The organism is Winogradskyella rapida, from assembly GCF_042675845.1.
In the GTDB taxonomy this organism is placed as follows: domain Bacteria; phylum Bacteroidota; class Bacteroidia; order Flavobacteriales; family Flavobacteriaceae; genus Winogradskyella; species Winogradskyella rapida.
The window spans coordinates 806,097-827,513 of the sequence record NZ_JBHTKM010000063.1 but is presented as its reverse complement, the minus strand read 5'-3'; the positions used below and the strand labels follow the sequence as shown (position 1 = coordinate 827,513).

The following is a 21,417-nucleotide window of genomic DNA, read 5'->3' as shown; positions in this document are numbered from 1 at the left end:
AAAATGCCTACACAACCAAAATTAACACGTTTTAATCAAAACGTCTTGTCTAAATATCAGATTTATAACAGTATATTTATGACATTGCCGTTTGATACAGTGACAAAAACAGGCGCGCTCTTGCCTCTGTTTCATGAAACTTGCCATAAAGGCTTTGAAAACCGTGATGATCCTACGACGATTGTAAACACTTTTTTTGATAAATACCAAGCACGACGTTCTTCAGAAAGTCAGATTAACTTGTTGTTTCGATTTATTCAGTATATCGAAAGACAGGTCGTTTTATTTGATGCTATTGAAGATGCTGCATTTCCAATTGTAAATAATATGGATGGTATCGGGACCTTAAGAAGTTTGAAGGAAACGGTTACTGCAGATAATAAACTAGAGACCTTAAAAAAATACTTAGAAGAATTTAAAGTGCGTATCGTTTTAACAGCGCACCCTACGCAGTTTTATCCTGGGTCGGTTTTAGGGATTATTACAGATCTTACAGAAGCTATTCGTCAAAACGATTTGCTTAAGATTAATGATCTCTTAGCGCAGCTCGGTAAAACACCGTTCTTTAAACATAAAAAACCGACGCCTTATGATGAGGCAATCAGTCTTATATGGTATCTTCAGAATGTATTTTATAAATCCTTCGGAGATATTTACGATTATATTCAGCAGAATATTTTTGAAGGTGAACACGTAGATAACAGTATTATCAATGTTGGGTTTTGGCCTGGTGGAGATAGAGATGGAAACCCATTTGTAACTCCAGAGATCACTTTAAAAGTGGCAGATAGGTTAAAGAACTCTATTGTAAAAAGTTATTATGGAAGCATCAGAGAGTTAAAAAGAAAACTGACCTTCCAAGGTGTTGAAGAGCGTATGGCTCATTTAGAGCAAGAGCTTTATAATTTGGTTATTGAAAAACCATCTGATTTAACGCTAGACTTTTTTGTTTCAGAATTAAAAGCGATCAAAAGTATTGTGAGAGCAGAACATCAGTCTTTATATGCCGATGAATTAAATAGCTTAATCAATAAGACTCATCTTTTTGGATTCCATTTTGCGAATTTAGATATCAGACAAGATAGCCGTAAACATGCGCAATTCTTTAATGATATGGTGAATGCACTTATTGAAAGTGGAAGTTCTATTTTTCCTAAGAATTATCACGATTTACCAGAAAACGAACAGATAGAAATTCTATCTAAAGTTGAAGGTTCAATAGATTTGTCGCTTATAAAAGATGAAGAAACGCTGATGGCCTTAGAAACCATGAAAGCGATTAAAACCATTCAAGAACAGAATGGAGAAGCGGCAGCCAACCGTTATATTATTAGTAACAACCAAACCACTTTAAATGTGATGCAGTTATTTGCCATGTTAAAGTTGGTGGCATTTCAAGATGAATTAACGGTAGATATAGGACCGCTTTTTGAAACGATTACAGATTTAGAAAATGCACCTAAGGTAATGGCAGAATTATATGCCAACCCAGAATATGCGGCGCACCTTAAGGCTCGTGGTAATAAGCAAACCATTATGCTTGGATTCAGTGATGGAACTAAAGATGGTGGGTACTTAATGGCCAATTGGGCTATCTTTAAGGCAAAAGAAAATCTTACAAAAGTGTCTAGAGAAAACGGAATCAAAGTTATATTCTTTGATGGACGTGGTGGACCTCCTGCTCGTGGTGGTGGAAAAACGCATAATTTCTATGCTTCTTTAGGACCAACAATTGAAGATAAAGAAGTTCAGTTAACCATACAGGGGCAAACAATTAGTTCTAATTTTGGAACCTTAGAGTCGTCTCAGTATAATTTAGAACAACTGATTAGTTCTGGTATTGATAATAGTTTAAGTGAGGTCGATTTAACCATGCACCCAGAGAACAGAAAGGTGATGACCGATTTGGCGGAGCGTAGTTATGAGGCTTATGCGGCCTTTAAAGCGCATCCTAAATTTATCTCGTATTTAGAGCATATGAGTACGCTTAAGTACTATGCTAAAACAAATATTGGAAGTCGCCCATCTAAACGTGGTAAGTCTGAAGGTTTAATTTTTGAAGACCTAAGAGCGATTCCGTTTGTAGGGTCTTGGAGTCAATTAAAGCAAAACGTACCTGGATTCTTTGGTGTGGGTACGGCTTTAAAGCACTATGAAGACGCTGGAGAGTTTGATAAAGTTCAAGAACTGTTTAAAACCTCTAACTTCTTTAAGACTTTAATTGAAAACAGTATGATGTCCTTGTCTAAATCATTCTTTGATTTAACACGTTATATGTCTGAAGATGAAGAATACGGAGAGTTCTGGAATCTTATTAATGAAGAATATGAGACGTCTAAGCGTTTAATTCTGAAATTAACAGGCTACACGGAATTAATGCAAGAAGAGCCTTCGGGTAAAGCATCAATTGCTATGCGCGAATCTATTGTACTACCGTTATTAACAATACAGCAATATGCTTTAAAGAAAATTCAAGAATTGGAGAAAGCAGAAGTGCGAGACGAAGAGCAAATTAAGATATTTGAAAAAATGGTCACTAGATCTTTATTCGGAAATATTAATGCGAGTCGTAATTCGGCTTAAGACAGCGCTATAATTATAATGAAAAACCTTAGAGGCGATGTAAGCTTCTAAGGTTTTTTTTCTGCCTAAAAATGAGGTATAAGTACTCCGTAACAAATGAGTCTTAAAAGTAGGTTTTGTTAATAATACGATGATTATTACTGTTAGTATTTAAACGAGTGGCAAAGGGAAGGCTTGAGTTGTTGTCCAAATACTTTCATGTAATTATGAATATTGATAGAGTGGGAGCGGTTGTTCCTGTAGGTAGGAGAAGAAGACTTCTTAAAATAAAAACCCCTTAAAGCTGAGCTTTAAGGGGTTTAATTTAACAACCAAATTATTAATCAATAAACGTATATAAAAGAATCTTAACGTTCTCTTTTTCCTGGGTAAGCGATTTCACCGTGTTCAGAAAGGTCAAGTCCAACAAGTTCTTCTTCTTCGCTAACACGAAGTCCCATTGTAGACTTTAATATTTTTAATACAATGAAAGATAAAACTACAGACCAAAGTCCGTAAGCAACAACTCCAGTGGCTTGTGCACCTAATTGTTCAAATCCACCACCATTAAAAAGTCCGATACCTTCATCACCGTTAATACCCCACAGGCCAATAACAAGTGTTCCCCAAACTCCGGCAACACCGTGTACTGAAGCAGCACCAATAGCATCATCAATTTTAAGTTTTTTCTCAATAATTTCAATAGAGAAAACTACAATAACACCACCAATAAGACCGGCTAGAATTGCACCTCCTGTGCTCATGTTTCCACAACCAGCAGTAATACTTACTAAACCAGCTAAGGCACCATTAAGAGTTTGTGGTAAATTTGGTTTTCCGTACCAGATCCATGTTGTAATTAATGCTCCTAATCCACCAGCGGCTGCAGCTAAATTGGTAATCAATACCACGTTTGAAGCGGCAATTGCATCATCACCTCCCCAAGCTAATTGAGATCCTCCATTAAATCCGAACCATCCCATCCATAGGATGAAAACTCCTAAAGTGGCTAATATTTGGTTGTGTCCTGGAATAGGCATAACCTTACCGTCAACGTATTTTCCAATTCTAGGTCCTACCATATAAGCGGCAACTAAGGCAGCCCATCCTCCTACAGAGTGTACTATTGAAGATCCTGCAAAATCAATAAATCCGAGTTCGGTTAGCCAACCCGATCCTTGCCATTGCCATCCACCAGCTATTGGGTAAATTAAAGCAGTCATTACAATAGAGAATATTGCATAAGTAGAATATTTTGTTCTTCCGGCGATCGCTCCTGAAACAATTGTTGCAGCGGTAGCAGCAAACATAGTTTGGAAAAGTAAATCGGCACCTTCACCTTGCATTAATCCACTCCAGAAAAACCATCCGTTAGACGTGTCTCCATACATTAAAGAGTAACCAATAAACCAATAGGTTAAAGATCCTACACAAATATCGAGTAAGTTCTTCATGGCAATATTGGCTGCATTCTTTGAGCGTGTCATTCCGGTTTCTACTAAGGTAAAACCAGCTTGCATAAAGAATACAAGTAATGCGGAGAGGAGCATCCATAGCATCCCCATGTCAGTGTTAATTGCGCTAACGGCTGCTTCAATTTCTGCGGCAGAAGCGGCCTCTTGAGTAATCGTTAGACTTGGAATTAGGGGTAAAAAAATGTTTGTCATAATCTATATATTAGTTAGTGTTTTGGTTTAGAATGTGTAGATGGCAGCTAAAGTAAAGGCGCTAAGGCTGCTTGCAGGTAGACCGTCATTGTCTACAGCGTAACCGAAAAGTCCTCCATCGGCATCCGTGAAAGAGTCTAATCTAAATTCTGGTTTAATGATAAGGTAACTTTCTACTGTGTAACTTCCTGTTAGTGTTAGTCCTAAAACGCTCGGGTAATCTATAGCGTCGTCATCACCGTGTAAAGCGTAATATTCACCTCTTAGTCCAAGGCTAAAATCATCAGATGTTGCGTATTGTGGGTAAAGTGCGGCACCGTAGAAACCACTTCCGTCATTGTCATTATAAGCTGCATTGATTCCTAAGAAAAAGTCATCAGAAACATCAAAGCCACCGGTATAGTCGACTTCAAATCCTAATCCACCATTATTTCCACTGTCATAATAGAAATTTAAGTACTGGTCAGAATATCCTAACTGTGCGCCAAAAGAATATTCTCCGGTCGTTGAGGTGTCATTTGTATCCCATGGATTCATAACGGCTAGCATTAAACTAAAATCGTCAGATAAAGCAAAATCAGCTTTTAAACCCATATGTGAAAATGGACCACTAGAGAATAAGTAAGAAGTACTGTAGTTAAAGTTTGCTGCGGGAGCAATAACTTCATAACCTAAATACGTATTAAAACGTCCCATAGTTAAGGTTGTGCTTTCAGAAACATTCCAATACACGTATGCCTGATTTACAATACCGTCAATAATATCAGAATTAAAAGTAGCGGCTCCACCTCTTGGTCCTGTAACTAGATCAAGTACAGCACCTACTTTGCCGCTTTCATAACTAGCAATAATGTTTCCCATACCTAATGCAAAACCTGTTTTATCTGCGAAGGCGGTACCAAAAGAGGCTCCAACATCGTCGGGGGCAGAAATGTAAGTTTGAAAATACGCGTCTACACTACCACTTAAGGTGAATGATTTGTCGCTACTCGTGTCTTCAGTGTCTTGAGCACTTAATGCTAACGTTGAAAATAATAAAGTCAGAGAAAGTAATTTTTTCATAATTAAGTATTTAGATTAGTTAGTGTCTTCCAAAACTATGTAATCTTATCTAATACCCCTGCAAAAATAGGGGTAAAATATTAATTTTTATGAATATAGAGTTTTATACCCCATAAATTTTAGGGTTAAAATTTATTTTCGCCATTTTTTTGAAAAATCAATAATTTGAAATATTTAATTTTTTGTTAAAATCTTCATTTTTGTGCGTTATTTTCACTTTTGAAGTCTTAAAAAAGTGGATTTGTCAAAATTTTCTGAATAATATTAAATATTACATATTGACTAATTCCTAGTGTAAACTGCTATATTTTGAAAAATATTTAGTTTCAATGCTATAAACTATGGATTTCTGAAAAGTGTTTCAACAATTTTTTTTATAAAATTATTGCTTCTATATTAGGGGAGTAATGAGGTTTAAAAACCTCGAAAATATCTTGAATTATGCTGAAGAAACAAGGCCTTTATTTGCCGGAATTTGAACATGAAAATTGCGGTGCAGGTTTTATATGTAATCTCAAAGGAGAGAAGACCAATCAAATTATCCATGATGCCCTAGAAATCCTAGTAAAACTCGAACATCGTGGGGGAGTTAGTTCCGATGGAAAAACAGGTGATGGAGCAGGGTTATTAATCGATATTCCTCACGCTTATTTTAAGCGTGTTTGTGGGTTTAAAATTCCGGTTCGTGGAAAGTATGCCATTGGGATGGTTTTTTTACCCAAAAATAGAAATCAATATAAGTTTTGTAAAGATACATTTGAAAAAGAAGTTATTGCTCAAGGACTGTCTGTTATTGGCTGGCGAGAAGTGCCTGTAGATTCCACACAATTAGGACCTATTGCGTTGGCTTCAGAGCCTAATATAGAGCAACTTTTTATTGGGAAATCTAATGAGGTTTCTGAAGAGGCCTTTAAGGCTAAACTCTACGCGGCGCGTAAGATTACCGAACATACCATTGCTAAATCTAAGATGTCTCAGAGCTCTTATTTTTATGTTTCAAGTTTATCCGTAAATACCCTTATCTATAAAGGGATTATTATGCCTGAAGATATCGGGACGTACTACAAAGATTTGCAAGAATCTGACTTGGTAACACGTTTAGCTTTGGTGCATCAACGTTTCTCTACGAATACCATGCCTACTTGGGAGCTGGCTCAGCCCTTCCGCTTTATGTGTCAGAACGGTGAAATCAATACCCTTCGTGGTAATGTAAGTCGTATGCGGGTAAGAGAAGAAATTATGAAAAGTGAGGTTTTTGGACCGCAAATCGATAAGCTGTTTCCTATTATTTTGCCAGGGAAATCAGATTCAGCTTCTATGGATATGGTGGTAGAACTCTTAACCCATACCGGACGATCTTTACCAGAGGTGATGATGATGATGATTCCGGAAGCTTGGGAAAAACACAAAACCATGTCGCCAGAACGTAAGGCCTTTTACGATTATAATGCTTGTATTATGGAGCCTTGGGATGGTCCGGCTTCAGTGCCTTTTACAGATGGAAATTATATTGGCGCCTTATTAGATAGAAATGGATTAAGACCATCGCGTTATACCGTTACTAAAAGTGGTAAATTAATTATGTCTTCAGAAATTGGCGTGGTTGATATTGCTCCTGAAGATGTGGAAAGTCATGGTCGTTTAGAGCCTGGAAAAATGTTTTTAGTAGACATGAACCAAGGACGAATAATTAATGACGAAGAAATAAAAAGTAAGATTGTTAAGGAACGTCCTTATCAAGAATGGTTAGATAAAACAAGACTGCACCTTAAAGACATTCCGTATACAGGTGAAACTTGTCCTATTGAAACCATAGATATGAAAACCAGAGAACGTTTGTTTAACTACACGTTCGAAGAGATACAAGAGGTTATAACCCCAATGGCGGTTAAAGGGAAAGAAGCCCTTGGGTCTATGGGAATAGATACGCCACTTGCGGTGCTGTCTAATAAACCTCAAATTATATCCAATTATTTTAAGCAGTTGTTTGCGCAAGTTACCAATCCGCCTTTAGATGGAATTCGAGAGGAAATTGTTACGGATATTAGTTTGTCATTAGGGGAAGACCGTAATATTTTTAGTATTACAGAGCGCCAATGTCGAAAATTAAAAATTCAGAATCCGGTAATTTCTAATGCCGATTTAGAAAAAATTAGAAATATTACTGTTGAAGGTTTTAAGGCAGAAACCATAGAGCTTCTTTACGAAAAAGAAAAAGGACTTAACGGTTTAGAAGACGCTTTAGATGCTATTATCATTCAGATAGAAAAAGCCTTAACACGAAAAACAAACATCATTGTTTTATCCGATCGCGGGGTCAATAAAAAAATGGCGCCGATACCATCATTATTAGCCTGTTCTTATGTGAATCACCAAATGAATCGTTTAAGAAAACGGTCTTATTTTGATATTATCATAGAATCTGCCGAACCGAGAGAACCGCATCATTTCGCAACCTTATTTGGTTATGGAGCGAGTGCGGTAAACCCGTATATGGTGAATGAAATTATCCGTATTCAGGTGAAGGAAGGCTTTATTAAAGGGATGGATGAGCAACAAGCCGTCGATAATTTTAATCAAGCCATCGGAAAAGGGATTTTAAAAGTGATGAATAAAATAGGAATCTCTACACTTCACTCGTATAGAGGGTCTCAGATCTTTGAGATTGTAGGATTTAATTCAGAATTTGTAGAAAAATATTTCCCTTATACCGCTTCTAGAATAGAAGGGATAGGCTTATATGAAATTGAAAAAGAAATTGACCAACGTTATAAATACGCCTTTCCTAAAAAAGTGTTAGACACGCGTCTGGGCTTAAATATTGGTGGCGATTACCGATGGAGACGTAATGGGGAGAAGCACTTGTTTAATCCTACTACGGTTGCCAAACTACAACAAGCGGTACGTTTAAGCGATCAGGCAAGTTATGACTTGTATGCAAAGACGATTAATGAACAGTCCGAAAATTTAATGACCATTCGTGGTTTATTCGAATTTAATAATATCGATCCTATTTCTTTAGATGAAGTTGAGCCTTGGACAGAAATTGTAAAACGTTTTAAAACAGGAGCAATGTCTTATGGGTCTATTTCACGTGAAGCACATGAGAATTTAGCCATCGCCATGAATAGAATTGGAGGAAAATCTAATTCTGGTGAAGGTGGAGAAGATCGAAGACGTTTTCAACCTGATGTTAATGGAGATAGTAGAAACTCGGCTATAAAACAAGTGGCTTCAGGACGCTTTGGTGTAACATCACATTACTTAGCCAATGCAAAAGAGATCCAAATTAAAATGGCTCAAGGGGCTAAGCCTGGAGAAGGAGGGCAATTACCTGGGGAAAAAGTTTTACCTTGGATTGCTTCGGCTCGAAATTCTACCCCATTTGTAGGTTTAATTTCACCGCCACCACACCACGATATTTATTCTATTGAAGATTTAGCACAGCTCATTTACGACCTTAAAAATGCCAATAGAGATGCTCGAATTAATGTAAAATTAGTTTCAGAAGTTGGTGTGGGGACTATTGCTGCTGGGGTTGCCAAAGCAAAAGCCGATGTGGTACTTATATCGGGTTATGATGGAGGTACAGGAGCATCGCCGCTTACATCATTAAAACACGCAGGTTTGCCTTGGGAACTTGGTTTAGCCGAAGCGCAACAGACATTAGTGCTTAATAATCTACGAAGTCGAATTGTTGTAGAGTGCGATGGACAATTAAAAACAGGCCGTGATGTGGCAATTGCTGCTTTATTAGGAGCTGAAGAGTTTGGTTTTGCTACAGCGCCACTAGTAGCTTCCGGTTGTATTATGATGCGAAAATGTCATTTAAATACTTGTCCGGTTGGGATTGCAACTCAAGATAAAGAATTACGAAAAAACTTTAAAGGGACTCCCGAACATGTTATTAATTTCTTCTATTATATCGCAGAGGAATTAAGAGGAATCATGGCTGAATTAGGATTTAGAACCATGGCCGAAATGATTGGGCAAACCCATAAAATAAATGCCAATAAAGCCATTAAGCATTATAAGGCGAAAGGTTTAGATCTATCTTCTATATTGCATCGTCCAGCGGTTTATGATCAAATGACGGTAAAGAATACGGAGAAACAAGATCATAATTTAGAGAATGTTTTAGATTTTACAATCTTAAAAGATTCGCATCGTGCCTTGTATCGTAAAGAGCAGATGTCCTTGGCTTATCCTATAAAAAATACCAATAGAACCGTTGGTGCTATTGTAAGTAATGAAATTTCTAAGATATACGGACATTTAGGCTTACCTGAAGATACGTTAAACATTCGTTTTACAGGTTCTGCAGGACAAAGTTTTGGGGCCTTCAGTGCTCATGGCTTAACCTTTACTTTAGAAGGAAATACTAATGATTACCTTGGAAAAGGATTGTCTGGAGCTAAGCTGATTATTAAAAAACCTGAAAAAGCCAGTTTTGTGGCCGCAGATAACATCATTGTTGGTAATGTCTGTCTATTTGGAGCAGTAGAAGGTGAGGCTTATATTAATGGAATTGCAGGTGAACGTTTTGCCGTAAGAAACTCTGGGGCTGTGGCCGTAGTAGAAGGTGTTGGCGATCACTGTTGTGAGTATATGACCGGAGGAAAAGTTATTGTTTTAGGTAAAACAGGACGAAATTTCGCGGCAGGGATGAGTGGAGGAATCGCTTATGTTTACGATCCGGAGAGTAAATTTATTAACGGTTTGTGTAATACCGAAACAATAGAGTTTGAAAAAATTCTTAAGAAAGATGGTTTAGAATTAAAAGCCCTTATTGAGAAACATGTAAAATATACCAATAGCCAAAGAGGTGCTGACTTATTAGCCGATTGGGATGTGAGTTTACGTCATTTTGTACGGGTTATGCCAACAGAATACAAGCGCGCTTTAAAGCGTTTAGAGACGGAAGAGCAAATGGTAGAAGAATTAGAAACAGTATAGGAGAATGGGAAAAGTAACAGGTTTTAAGGAATTCGAAAGAAAGGATGAAACATATAAGTCCGTAAAAGATCGTGTAAAGCATTACAAAGAGTTTACGGTACCGCTAAATGAAAAAGATATCACTGAACAAGGATCGCGCTGTATGGATTGTGGGATTCCATTTTGTCATAGTGGATGTCCATTAGGGAATTTAATCCCAGATTTTAATCATATGGTGCATCAAGGCGAATGGCAAAAAGCATCATGGATTTTACATTCTACAAATAATTTCCCGGAGTTTACAGGACGTTTATGTCCTGCTCCTTGTGAGCAAGCTTGTGTTTTGGGGATTATTGAAGATCCGGTGTCTATAGAAAATATAGAAAAAAATATTGTAGAGCGTGCCTTTAAGGAAGGGTGGATAAAACCACAACCTCCAAAAATAAGAACAGGAAAAACGGTAGCCGTTGTAGGTTCTGGACCAGCAGGTCTTGCCGCAGCACAACAGCTAAATAGAGCTGGGCATACGGTAACGGTTTTTGAGCGCGACGACGCTATTGGCGGTTTGTTGCGTTACGGAATTCCTAATTTTAAAATGGAAAAAGGGATTATAGACCGACGCTTAGCGATTTTAGAGGCTGAAGGTATTGTGTTTAAGACCAATGTTAATGTTGGGGTTAATTACGATGTTAAGGAGCTTAAAAAGTTTGATGCTGTGGTGTTATGTGGAGGCGCAACTGAGCGTCGAAGCTTACCAACACCGGGTATCGATGCTGATGGTGTGGTGCAAGCTATGGATTTTTTAACCCAACAAACTAAAGTGGTTTTTGGTCAGAAAATTAAAGATCAGGTGCTGGCAACGGGTAAAAATGTTATTGTCATTGGAGGTGGAGATACAGGTTCAGATTGTATCGGAACTTCTAACCGTCAAGGCGCTAAATCGGTTGTTAATTTTGAAATTATGCCGAAGCCACCAGGACATCGTTCGCCAACAACACCTTGGCCGTATTGGCCATTGCAATTAAAAACCTCGACCTCTCATAAAGAAGGGGTAGAGCGGAATTGGCTTATTAATACCAAAGAGTTTGTCACCAATAGTAAAGGAAAACTAACGGCTTTAAAAACTGTAAATGTAGAGTGGGAAATGATACCAGGAGAACGTCCTAAACTTATTGAGGTTCCTGGGACCGAAAAAACTTGGAAATGTGACTTAGCTTTATTAGCTTTAGGGTTTACGGGGCCAGAAGCCACAATTGCAGATCAATTAGGGATTCACAGAGATGTACGTTCTAATTATAAAGCAGAATACGGAAAGTATCAAACCAATATCCCAAATATATTTACGGCTGGAGACATGAGAAGAGGACAATCTTTAATTGTTTGGGCTATTTCTGAAGGCCGAGAGGCCGCACGACAAGTGGATATATTTTTAATGGGATCTTCGGATTTAGCAACTAAAAACCCAACAGGTGATTTAGTTGGATTATAATAAAATTTTAAAAAGACTTCTGCTACTATTATATTCTAGGGGTAGTTATTATTAGGGTAGGAAGTAAAAAGCATCTGAATTTTTTCAGATGCTTTATTTTTTTATAGGTTTTAGTAAGATTTACGACTTCGGGTATTTGGCCTTGATGTCATCTAAACATAAATTATGAATGCTTCCTATATGAGAGTGTTCTTTACCTAAATCGGGTTGGTAGGTACCAGCTTGAACTTGACCACCTATTTTCTGATAGGCTTCTCTAAAACTCATCCCTTCAACAACTAAATTGTTAATACTATCTACCGTAAATAAGTATTGATATTTTTCGTCATTTAAATCAATGTCCTTAACAATGATTTGCTGAATGGCGTAATTGAAAATATCTAAAATGTCTTTTACATCTTCAAAAGCATTAATAATATTTTCTTTAAGCAACTGGAAATCTCTATGATAGCCACTTGGTAAATTGTTGGTGATTAATAGCATTTCAGAATGTAAAGCTTGAATTTTATTGCATTTCCCACGGATCAATTCAAACACATCAGGATTCTTTTTATGCGGCATAATACTACTACCTGTTGTTAATTCATCTGGAAAGCTAATAAAGCCGAAATTCTGACTCATATAAAGGCAAATATCCATCGCAAAACGGGACATAGTATTACAGAGACCGCCTAAAGCACTTGCAATGGCACGTTCACTTTTGCCACGACTTAATTGCGCGGCCACGACATTGTATTTTAAGGTTGAAAAACCTAAGGTTTCCGTAGTGCTCGCTCTATCGATAGGAAAGGAGCTTCCGTAACCTGCGGCAGATCCTAGAGGATTTTGGTCGGCGATTTTAGAGACAGCATTTAACACGAAGACATCGTCAATGAGTAATTCTGCATAGGCAGAAAACCACAACCCGAAGGATGATGGCATGGCGACTTGTAAGTGCGTATACCCCGGTAATAATTTTGTTTTATGAGTTTCCGCTAAATTTAGAAGGGTATCAAAAAGCGTTTTTGTTTTTTGGTTGATGACTTCTAAATTCTCTTTGTAATACAATTGAAGTGCGACTAAAACTTGATCGTTTCTAGATCGGGCGGTGTGGATTTTTTTTCCAACATCACCCAGGGTTCTTGTGAGTTCATGCTCAATTTTAGAGTGAACATCTTCAAAAGAATCCTCAATTGTAAACGTACTATCTTCAATAGATTCCGCTAAGACTTTTAATCCTGATTTTAATTGCACTAATTCGTCAGAACTTATAATTCCAATGGATTCTAACATAATGGCGTGTGCTAAAGAGGCTTGTACATCGTATTTAGCGATATGCATATCAATTTCACGGTCGTTACCAACGGTGAATAATTCTATTTTTTTATCAATTGAAAATCCTTTGTCCCAAAGTTTCATACTATTAATTTTAATTTTTAAAATTTAGAATCAAGACCTAAAGCCCTTTGCTATTAACATAAGGACTGCTCACTCAAACATTAGAGGTTATTATCGCGGCTCTTGCTTCTTTTCTCTAGTTTCTTTTTTTATAATACTTTTTCAAGCAATTTAATATACAAATCAATACCTTCTTCAATTTCAGCAAGATAAATAAATTCATCTGCGGTGTGCGATCGTGTGCTATCTCCTGGGCCTAATTTAAGAGAAGGGCAACTTAAAACGGCTTGGTCAGAGAGGGTTGGAGAACCATAAGTGCTTCTTTCAAGTTCAATTCCAGCTTCCACTAAGGCGTGATTAATAGGAATCGATGAAGAGTTTAATCTTAGGCTTCGTGGTGTAATGCTAGTACAAGGTGATTTTCGGGTTAAAATTTCAGCAATCTGTGCGTTGGTATATTTGTCATTAACGCGTACATCAATTACAAGATCCACTTCTGAAGGAATCGCATTATGTTGTTTTCCGGCATTAATTTGTGTTACCGTCATTTTTACATCACCTAAAACTGGTGAATTTCGAGCAAATTGATAATCTTTAAACCATTGTAAGACTTCGATGGTATTATAAATGGCATTGTCTTTATTAGGGTGTGCGGCGTGTCCGGCAGTTCCTTTTACTTTTGCATCAAAGACGACCAATCCTTTTTCGGCAATGGCTAAATTCATTAAAGTTGGTTCGCCTACAATGGCCACGTCAATTTTAGGAATAATGTCTAACATGCTATTAAGGCCCTTAGGTCCGCTGCTTTCTTCTTCTGCAGAAGCAACAATAACCAAGTTGTAGTTGAGGTTTTTTTTCTCGTAAAAGTAGGTGAAAGTAGCGATTAAAGACACTAAGCATCCACCAGCGTCATTACTTCCTAAGCCGTATAATTTTCCTTCTTCTTCAATAGCTTTAAAAGGATCTTTAGTGTAACCATTATTCGGTTTTACGGTGTCGTGATGCGAGTTTAAAAGTAGAGTAGGCTTACTGTCGTCAAAATGTTTATTAGTTGCCCAAATGTTATTATGGTCTCTGTTAAAAGGAATTTTTTTAGATGTAAACCAAGCTTCAATAAGTAATGCCGTTTGCTTTTCTTCTGAAGAAAATGATGGCGTTTCTATAAGTTGTTTGAGTAACGCAATGGCTTCTTTAGTCAGTTTTTCTATCATTTTGTAATTGTTGTATGTTTAGTTGTCGTGTGAAACAGCATTTGTGATTTACCGATGCACACTTTTTTTACCTTGTGATTAATGGCGTGAAAACAGTTATTTAATTTGGGTAACATGCCTTCATAAATAGTACCGTTTTCAATAAGGGTTTTATACGTGTTGTTGTCTATATGTTCTATAACAGAATCGTCTTGGTTGACGTCTTTTAAAACCCCATTTTTTTCAAAACAATAATACAATTCCGTCTCATAGTTAGGTGCAAAAGCAATGGCCAATTCCGAAGCAATGGTGTCGGCATTGGTATTGAGTAATTGCCCGTTTTCATCATGGGTGATGGCGCAAAAAACAGGCGTAATGTTATTGTTTAGTAAAACTTCTAAAGCGTTTGTATTGACCTTTTTTACGTCTCCAACAAAACCGTAATCGATGGTTTTAGCGGGGCGTTTTTCGGAAACAATAGTGTTGCCATCAGCACCTGAAAATCCAATAGCGTTGCAATTGTTAGCTTGAAGCTGTGCCACGATATTTTTGTTGATTTTTCCAGCATACACCATCGTAATAATATCTAAGGTGTCTATATTGGTTATACGTCTCCCTTCGTGCATTTGTACTGGGATATCCATCTGTTTGGCTAGTTTGGTCGCTAGTTTTCCACCACCATGTACCAAAACTTTAGGGCCTGATAGGCTTGCAAATTCTTTAATGAAAGCTGCTAAAGCCTCTTCATTATCGATGATATTGCCTCCTATTTTTATGACTTTTATTGTTTTCATTTCGTGTTCGCAAAAGCGAGTCTCTTTTTGGTTTTAGACCTGTTAGGTTTTTGGTGTCTACTAGGTCCTTATAATTCATTTATAAATCTTCCAAAATCTGCTTTAGTACCACTTGCGCGGCATAAGTTCTATTGTTGGCCTGCTTAATAACTACGGATTGCTCACTGTCTAAAACAGCATCTTCAACCACCACATTACGTCTTACTGGTAGGCAGTGCATAAATTTAGCTTTACCCAGTTTTTCTTGGGTCATCATCCAGTTGTTATCTTGGTTAAGGTTTTGCCCGTAATCTTTATAGCTACTCCAGTTTTTAACATATACAAAATCGGCATCTTTTAAAGCCTCTTCTTGGTTGCGATTGATTGGGGTGTCTTTAGTAATGGCTTCACTCAATTCATAGCCTTCAGGATGTGTAATGGTTAGATCGACCTCTAGATCTTGCATCATTTCTACAAATGAATTGGCAACGGCTTGTGGCAAAGCTTTTGGGTGAGGTGCCCATGATAATACCACCTTTGGTTTTGCTTTTTCTGTAAGTTCAGTAAGGGTAATGGCATCGGCCAAGGCTTGTAGGGGATGGGCGGTGGCGCTTTCCATATTAACAATAGGTACTGTGGCATATTTTTTAAAGCTATTCAGAATGAATTCTGATTCGTCCTTAGTTTTATCGGTAAGACTTGGAAAGGCCCTTACAGCAATAATATCGGCGTATTGTGAAATGACCTGAGCCGCATCTTTTACATGCTCAGATTTGTCCATATTCATTATAGTGCCATCTTCAAATTCAAGATTCCACGCATCATTAACGTTTAAAATGGTGACTTCCATTCCTAAGTTTTTTGCTGCTTTTTCAGTACTTAGGCGTGTTCTTAAACTCGAATTAAAAAATAACATCACTAGGGTTTTGTGTTGTCCTAAATTTTGAAACTCATGAGGATTCATTTTAAGTAAAATGGCGTCCTTAATGGTCTCAGATAAGTTGGAAATATCTTTTATTTTGGTATAGTTTTTCATTTTTATGTCCACGAAAGTGGGGAACTTTTAGTTTGACTTTCTTTGCGTTTACACCCCTAAAGTCTCCCTAAGGAACAATAGTCCAATTCGTCTGAGGGGATTTCAAAGGTGTGCTTCAACAGTGTCATGTTATAATATATTTAATTCATTGATTAACGCTTCAAAAAATAAATCTATATGTTTTTTCTGAATGGTTAATGGAGGAAGAATTCTCAGCAAATTAGGGTTCTTTGCACTTCCAGTAAATATATGCTGGTTAAAAATTAATTTCTTCCGTAAATCTGAAATTGGGAAATCAAACTCTAATCCTAACATTAATCCGCGTCCTTTTACCGCTTTTAATCCCGGAAGTGTTTGAGCTTTTTCTCTAAAATAGGTTTCAATTTCTTTAGCATTTTGCATGAGCTGTTCCGATTCAATAACCTCTATTACGGCAAGTGATGCTGCACACGCTAAATGGTTACCACCAAAGGTTGTACCTAAAAGGCCAAAAGAAGCTTTTATGGAAGGGTGAATTAATATCCCTCCAATTGGAAATCCATTTCCCATTCCTTTAGCGATAGAAATAATGTCGGGCGTTATTTGATGTTTTTGAAAGGCGAAAAAATCACCAGTTCTACCAAATCCTGACTGGACTTCATCGGCAATTAAAGCGGTGTTGTATTGCTTACAAAGTTGTTCTAAACCTTGATAGAATTCCGTAGTGCTTTGGTCTAAACCACCAACGCCTTGAATGCATTCTATGATTACGGCACAAGTTTTATTTTGTTGAAGGATCTCTTCTACAGCCTCTAAATCTCCTAAAGGCAAAAAATCTACTTCTTGTTGCGCATTAATTGGAGCGACAATTTTAGGATTATCCGTAGCAGCAACAGCGGCAGAAGTTCTACCATGAAACCCATTATTAAAAGCTAAAACTTTATGTTTTCCATTGTGAAACGAAGCGAGTTTTAAGGCATTTTCATTTGCTTCTGCTCCTGAATTGCACAAAAATAATTGGTAATCTTTACAGTCGGAAAGGGATTCTAATTTCTTGGCAAGTTGATTTTGTAAAGGGTTCTGTATGGCATTGCTATAAAAGCCTAATTGCTGCACTTGATTAGAAACGGCTTTAACATATTTAGGATGAGAATGCCCAATAGAAATCACAGCATGGCCTCCGTATAGATCTAAATATTCTACATTATTTTCATCATAAACGTAAACATCCTTGGCGCTTACAGGTGTAATGTCGAATAAAGGGTAAACATTAAATAAACTCATGTTTTTAGTTTTAATCCTTTAAGATTTTAAAAACCTTGAAGGTGTATTCTGTTATTTTTAGACCTCCAAGGTCAAGATGAGACTTTGGAGGCTTTGGGGTTTGAACAATTGTATGATATGTCTACAAGCTAGGTTAGACCTTGCAGGATATGGCTATTAAATTTGTTCCTTTTTAATGTTGTTAATTTTATTAAACGAAGCCACCATACCTTGAATTAAAGACGAACTCAATCCTTTGTGTTCCATTTCATTTAAACCTTCAATGGTGCAGCCTTTCGGTGTGGTAACACGGTCAATCTCTTCTTCTGGATGATGCCCGTTAGTAATTAATAAATTGGCTGCACCTTCGCTAGTGTACATGGCGAGTTCTTGAGCTTCTTTAGCATCAAAACCTAATTGAATAGCGGCTTGGGTGGTTGCTCTAATTAAACGCATCCAAAAAGCAACACCACTAGCGCAAACTACGGTGGCGGCTTGCATCTGTGCTTCTGGTATGGCTAAGGTGTGTCCGAGTCTATTGAAAATGGCTTCAGCAATTTTAAGACGCTTTTTGCCGTTCTCATTACTACATAAACAGGTCATAGATTTACCAACCGCAATAGCGGTATTAGGCATGGCACGGATAATAAACTGATCGCTTCCAATTAGGGCTTCTATCTGCGGAATTAAAAAACCAGTAATCGTTGAAATTATAACATGTTTGTCGGTTAAATAAGGCTGAATATCTCTTAAAATGTTTTCAAAATGTGCGGGTTGAATAGCAAATATTAAAATGTCTGATTGTTTTACCGCTTCTATATTATCGGTAGTGAGCAGTACATTTTTATACCCTTCTAAATCTTGAATATCTTCCAAGTTTCTTTTGGTTAAATACAACGTGGTAATAGCGTTGTTGGTAATTAATCCTTTGGCAATAGATTTGCCTAAATTTCCGGTGCCTATAATTGCTATTTTCATTTTGCTGTTCTATTGTTTTTTTAATGGTAAAATGTGTTCGCATTAAAAAATGCTCGGTTCATATTAATGACCGCGAAAGCGGTGATCATTTTAAGTTGAACTTATTCTGTTTTAACTCCTGCAAGGTTGTAAAAACCTTGAGGGGATTATTTCCTATTTGTACCGACTAGGTCACCAAGACCCGGCGGGATTTTAAAAATAATTGGCCTTCAATTGTAAGCCTTCTGTTTCTTCAAATCCAAACATTAAATTCATATTGTGAATGGCTTGCCCTGAAGCGCCTTTTAACAAATTATCGATGATGCTTGTGACTAATAATTTTCCTTCGTGTTTATGTAAATGAAGAATACATTTATTGGTGTTTACCACTTGTTTTAAATGAATCTCTTCATCAGAAATAAAGGTAAACGCCGCATCGTCATAGAAATCTTTATATAATTGTTTGGCCTCTTCAAGTGTGCCTTCAAATTTGGTGTAAAGCGTGGCGAAAATTCCTCTTGAAAAATTACCGCGATTCGGCATAAAATTGATGTCAGAGTCAAAATCGTTTTGTAATTGGTTTACCGTCTGATTAATCTCTCCCAAATGCTGATGTGTAAACGCCTTATAGTGCGAAAAGTTATTATCTCTCCAAGTAAAATGCGTGGTTTTAGATAACGAGGTTCCAGCACCTGTGGCCCCAGTTACGGCATTAATATGAACATCATGATGTAATACTTCGGCCTTTGCCAATGGTAATAAAGCGAGTTGTATGGCTGTTGCAAAACAACCCGGATTCGCAATGTGATTGGCTTTTTTTATAGCGTCTTTGTTAAGCTCTGGTAAACCGTAGATAAAATCTTTACCTTCAAAATTCTTATCCGCAACTAACCTGAAATCATTACTTAAATCAATGATTTTAGTATGGTCTGAAAATTTGTTTTTTTCTAAAAAAGCGGTTGAATTTCCATGTCCTAAACACAAGAATAAAACATCGACATCTGGATTAATTGTACTTGTAAATTCTAAGTCTGTTGAACCTATTAAATCTTGATGTACTTTATATACTTTGTTGCCTGCATTAGAGGTGCTGAAGACAAAATTGAGATTTGTTTTCGGGTGGTTGCATATAAGTCTGATTAGCTCTCCTGCCGTATAACCGGCTCCGCCGATGATTCCTATTTTTAACGTACTCATGTCAATTCAAATTTCACACCCCTAAAGTCCCCTGAAGGGGACAATAGTCCAATTTAACGGAGAGGTCTGTCCGCTTGAGGGGACTTTAGGAGTGTTTTTCTTCTTAATTAATTATTCACTTGTTGGTAAATCTTATTCTGATTTCCGAAAATTTTAATAAAGCCTTTCGCTTCTTCAGCAGTCCAACCTTTATTCTCTTCGCCATAACTTCCAAATTTTGCACGCATTAAATCGTGTTCTGATGAAATTCCATCTAAAGAGAAATGGTAAGGTTTTAGCGTAATAAACACATCACCAGTTACTGTATCTTGACTGCTTTGTAAGAAGGCTTCCATATTTCGCATTACAGGATCTAAGTATTGCCCTTCGTGTAAGTGCATTCCATAAAAATTAGATAAGTAATCTTTATGTTGCAGTTGCCATTTGGTTAAGGTGTGTTTTTCTAATAAGTGGTGTGCTTTTATAATGATTAGGGCAGCAGCAGCTTCAAAACCAACACGACCTTTAATGCCAACAATGGTGTCCCCAACATGAATATCTCTACCTATGGCATAACCAGAAGCGAGGGTGTTTAACACTTCAATATTAATTTCAGGATCATTTTTTATCCCATTCACTGCAACAAGTTCGCCTTCTGAGAAAGAGAGTACTATTTTTTCCGCATCGGTATGTTTTAATTGTGATGGGTAGGCAGATTCTGGTAAGGGTTTATCGGAGGTCAGGGTTTCTTCGCCGCCAACGCTAGTTCCCCAAAGCCCTTTATTAACGGAGTATTTGGCTTTGTTCCAAGACATGTCAATACCGTTTTCAACTAAATAATCAATTTCTTGTTGACGAGTAAGTTTTTGATCTCTAATCGGTGTTATAATTTCTATTTCTGGGGCTAAGGTTTGAAAAATCATATCAAAACGAACCTGGTCGTTTCCGGCGCCCGTACTTCCATGGGCTATGTATTGCGCATCAATACTTTTGGCATATTCTATAATTTCTATAGCCTGAATAATACGTTCGGCACTTACAGAAAGGGGATAGGTATTGTTTTTTAGGACATTTCCGAAAATTAAATATTTAATGACCTTTTGATAGTAGGATGCAATGGCGTCAATGTTTTTATAAGTAGAGACGCCCATCTTATAAGCGTTGCTTTCTATGGTCTTAATTTCTTCAGCAGTAAAACCGCCAGTATTTACACTAACAGCGTGTACATCATATCCTGCTTTACTTAAACTTACTGCGCAGTAAGAGGTGTCTAATCCGCCACTGTAGGCGATAACTAACTTTTTCATATGCTTAATTTTGTTTTTTTTCTTTTTTAAGGAACATGGATTGCTTGAGGTTTTTAAGTCTGGTCCATGTTTTTTTATCGTAATTATGACTGACTTCTTTTGTGGTTTCAGCTTTTTCAGGATCATAAAGCATACCGGTACAGAGACACATTTTTTGTTCTGTTCTTGTAAGGACATCAAAGTTTTTGCATGTCTGGCAGCCTTTCCAAAAGGATTGATCGTCTGTTAGTTCTGAAAATGTAACCGGTTTATAGCCGAGTTCACTATTCATTTTCATAACTGCTAACCCTGTTGTAATACTAAACACTTTAGAATCTGGGAATTTGGTTCTGGAGTGGTCAAAAACCACTTTCTTTATTTTCTTAGCAAGTCCTAAATTTCTAAAATCGGGATGTACAATAAGTCCGGAATTGGCTACGAATTTCCCATGACTCCATGCTTCTATATAGCAAAATCCTGCAAATTTATCACCCTCTAAAGCAATCACGGCATTACCGTTCTCCATTTTAGTGATGATATATTCGGGTTTACGTTTAGCGATACCTGTTCCTCTAACTTTAGCGGCTTCTGCAATAGTATCACAAATGACTTCCGCGTATATGCTATGGGATTTATCAGCAATAACAATTTTCATTGTAATTGAT

The 21,417-nt window shown here is 37.2% G+C and carries 14 protein-coding genes; 3 read left to right on the top strand and 11 right to left on the bottom strand.

Annotation, left to right across the window (positions count from 1 at the left end):
• The first annotated feature begins 3 nt into the window (after positions 1–3).
• Entirely contained in the window at positions 4–2,583 is a 2,580-nt protein-coding gene (locus ACFQ13_RS11010; protein ID WP_386117260.1) for a phosphoenolpyruvate carboxylase, read from the top strand.
• 347 nt (positions 2,584–2,930) lie between these two features.
• Here the strand turns inward: ACFQ13_RS11010 and ACFQ13_RS11005 are convergent, their stop codons facing one another.
• The gene (locus ACFQ13_RS11005) at positions 2,931–4,229 is read right to left on the bottom strand and encodes an ammonium transporter (RefSeq protein WP_386117257.1); all 1,299 of its coding nucleotides are present in this window, start codon (positions 4,227–4,229) and stop codon (positions 2,931–2,933) included.
• A 27-nt stretch (positions 4,230–4,256) separates the two neighbouring features.
• On the bottom strand, positions 4,257–5,291 hold the full coding sequence (locus ACFQ13_RS11000) for an outer membrane beta-barrel protein (protein ID WP_386117255.1): 1,035 nt from the start codon (positions 5,289–5,291) through the stop codon (positions 4,257–4,259).
• Positions 5,292–5,732: 441 nt separating this feature from the next.
• Here ACFQ13_RS11000 and gltB point away from each other — a divergent pair, with 441 nt between their 5' ends.
• On the top strand, positions 5,733–10,247 hold the full coding sequence (gene gltB / locus ACFQ13_RS10995) for a glutamate synthase large subunit (RefSeq protein WP_245935446.1): 4,515 nt from the start codon (positions 5,733–5,735) through the stop codon (positions 10,245–10,247).
• A 4-nt stretch (positions 10,248–10,251) separates the two neighbouring features.
• Positions 10,252–11,715: a glutamate synthase subunit beta gene (locus ACFQ13_RS10990; protein WP_386117252.1), complete on the top strand. Its 1,464-nt coding sequence runs from the start codon at positions 10,252–10,254 to the stop codon at positions 11,713–11,715.
• 120 nt (positions 11,716–11,835) lie between these two features.
• Here ACFQ13_RS10990 and argH read toward each other — a convergent pair whose 3' ends face one another.
• From argH to ACFQ13_RS10945, 9 genes are all read right to left on the bottom strand, one after another.
• Complete coding sequence (gene argH / locus ACFQ13_RS10985; protein WP_386117250.1) at positions 11,836–13,113, bottom strand: argininosuccinate lyase; 1,278 nt, start codon at positions 13,111–13,113, stop codon at positions 11,836–11,838.
• A 128-nt stretch (positions 13,114–13,241) separates the two neighbouring features.
• Positions 13,242–14,303, bottom strand: coding sequence for a M20 family metallo-hydrolase (locus tag ACFQ13_RS10980; RefSeq protein ID WP_386117247.1), 1,062 nt, complete (start codon positions 14,301–14,303; stop codon positions 13,242–13,244).
• Entirely contained in the window at positions 14,300–15,076 is a 777-nt protein-coding gene (argB, locus tag ACFQ13_RS10975) for an acetylglutamate kinase (RefSeq protein ID WP_386117245.1), read from the bottom strand. The genes ACFQ13_RS10980 and argB overlap by 4 nt, the downstream gene beginning before the upstream one ends.
• A gap of 79 nt (positions 15,077–15,155) precedes the next feature.
• Positions 15,156–16,091 (bottom strand): acetylornithine carbamoyltransferase, encoded by a 936-nt coding sequence (locus tag ACFQ13_RS10970; RefSeq protein WP_386117241.1) that lies wholly within the window; start codon positions 16,089–16,091, stop codon positions 15,156–15,158.
• A gap of 129 nt (positions 16,092–16,220) precedes the next feature.
• On the bottom strand, positions 16,221–17,354 hold the full coding sequence (locus ACFQ13_RS10965) for an aspartate aminotransferase family protein (protein WP_386117240.1): 1,134 nt from the start codon (positions 17,352–17,354) through the stop codon (positions 16,221–16,223).
• Between the two features lie 156 nt (positions 17,355–17,510).
• Complete coding sequence (gene proC / locus ACFQ13_RS10960) at positions 17,511–18,311, bottom strand: pyrroline-5-carboxylate reductase (RefSeq protein WP_386117238.1); 801 nt, start codon at positions 18,309–18,311, stop codon at positions 17,511–17,513.
• Positions 18,312–18,503: 192 nt separating this feature from the next.
• Positions 18,504–19,487 carry an N-acetyl-gamma-glutamyl-phosphate reductase gene (gene argC / locus ACFQ13_RS10955; protein ID WP_386117236.1) on the bottom strand — a complete coding sequence of 328 codons (984 nt, stop codon included), beginning with the start codon at positions 19,485–19,487 and terminating at the stop codon, positions 18,504–18,506.
• A 107-nt stretch (positions 19,488–19,594) separates the two neighbouring features.
• Positions 19,595–20,773, bottom strand: a complete 1,179-nt coding sequence (locus ACFQ13_RS10950) for an argininosuccinate synthase (protein WP_386117234.1) — start codon at positions 20,771–20,773, stop codon at positions 19,595–19,597.
• 4 nt (positions 20,774–20,777) lie between these two features.
• Positions 20,778–21,407: a GNAT family N-acetyltransferase gene (locus ACFQ13_RS10945; protein ID WP_114310738.1), complete on the bottom strand. Its 630-nt coding sequence runs from the start codon at positions 21,405–21,407 to the stop codon at positions 20,778–20,780.
• Positions 21,408–21,417 lie beyond the last annotated feature (10 nt).

Excerpts from the sequence above, each read along its gene's own strand:
- argB (WP_386117245.1), bottom strand. The coding sequence starts at position 15,076 with ATGAAAACAATAAAAGTCATAAAAATAGGAGGCAATATCATCGATAAT.
- ACFQ13_RS10945 (WP_114310738.1), bottom strand. The coding sequence starts at position 21,407 with ATGAAAATTGTTATTGCTGATAAATCCCATAGCATATACGCGGAAGTC.
- ACFQ13_RS10990 (WP_386117252.1), top strand. The coding sequence starts at position 10,252 with ATGGGAAAAGTAACAGGTTTTAAGGAATTCGAAAGAAAGGATGAAACA.
- ACFQ13_RS10980 (WP_386117247.1), bottom strand. The coding sequence starts at position 14,303 with ATGATAGAAAAACTGACTAAAGAAGCCATTGCGTTACTCAAACAACTT.
- ACFQ13_RS10970 (WP_386117241.1), bottom strand. The coding sequence starts at position 16,091 with ATGAAAAACTATACCAAAATAAAAGATATTTCCAACTTATCTGAGACC.
- argC (WP_386117236.1), bottom strand. The coding sequence starts at position 19,487 with ATGAGTACGTTAAAAATAGGAATCATCGGCGGAGCCGGTTATACGGCA.
- proC (WP_386117238.1), bottom strand. The coding sequence starts at position 18,311 with ATGAAAATAGCAATTATAGGCACCGGAAATTTAGGCAAATCTATTGCC.
- ACFQ13_RS10950 (WP_386117234.1), bottom strand. The coding sequence starts at position 20,773 with ATGAAAAAGTTAGTTATCGCCTACAGTGGCGGATTAGACACCTCTTAC.
- argH (WP_386117250.1), bottom strand. The coding sequence starts at position 13,113 with ATGAAACTTTGGGACAAAGGATTTTCAATTGATAAAAAAATAGAATTA.
- ACFQ13_RS11010 (WP_386117260.1), top strand. The coding sequence starts at position 4 with ATGCCTACACAACCAAAATTAACACGTTTTAATCAAAACGTCTTGTCT.
- gltB (WP_245935446.1), top strand. The coding sequence starts at position 5,733 with ATGCTGAAGAAACAAGGCCTTTATTTGCCGGAATTTGAACATGAAAAT.
- ACFQ13_RS11000 (WP_386117255.1), bottom strand. The coding sequence starts at position 5,291 with ATGAAAAAATTACTTTCTCTGACTTTATTATTTTCAACGTTAGCATTA.
- ACFQ13_RS11005 (WP_386117257.1), bottom strand. The coding sequence starts at position 4,229 with ATGACAAACATTTTTTTACCCCTAATTCCAAGTCTAACGATTACTCAA.
- ACFQ13_RS10965 (WP_386117240.1), bottom strand. The coding sequence starts at position 17,354 with ATGAGTTTATTTAATGTTTACCCTTTATTCGACATTACACCTGTAAGC.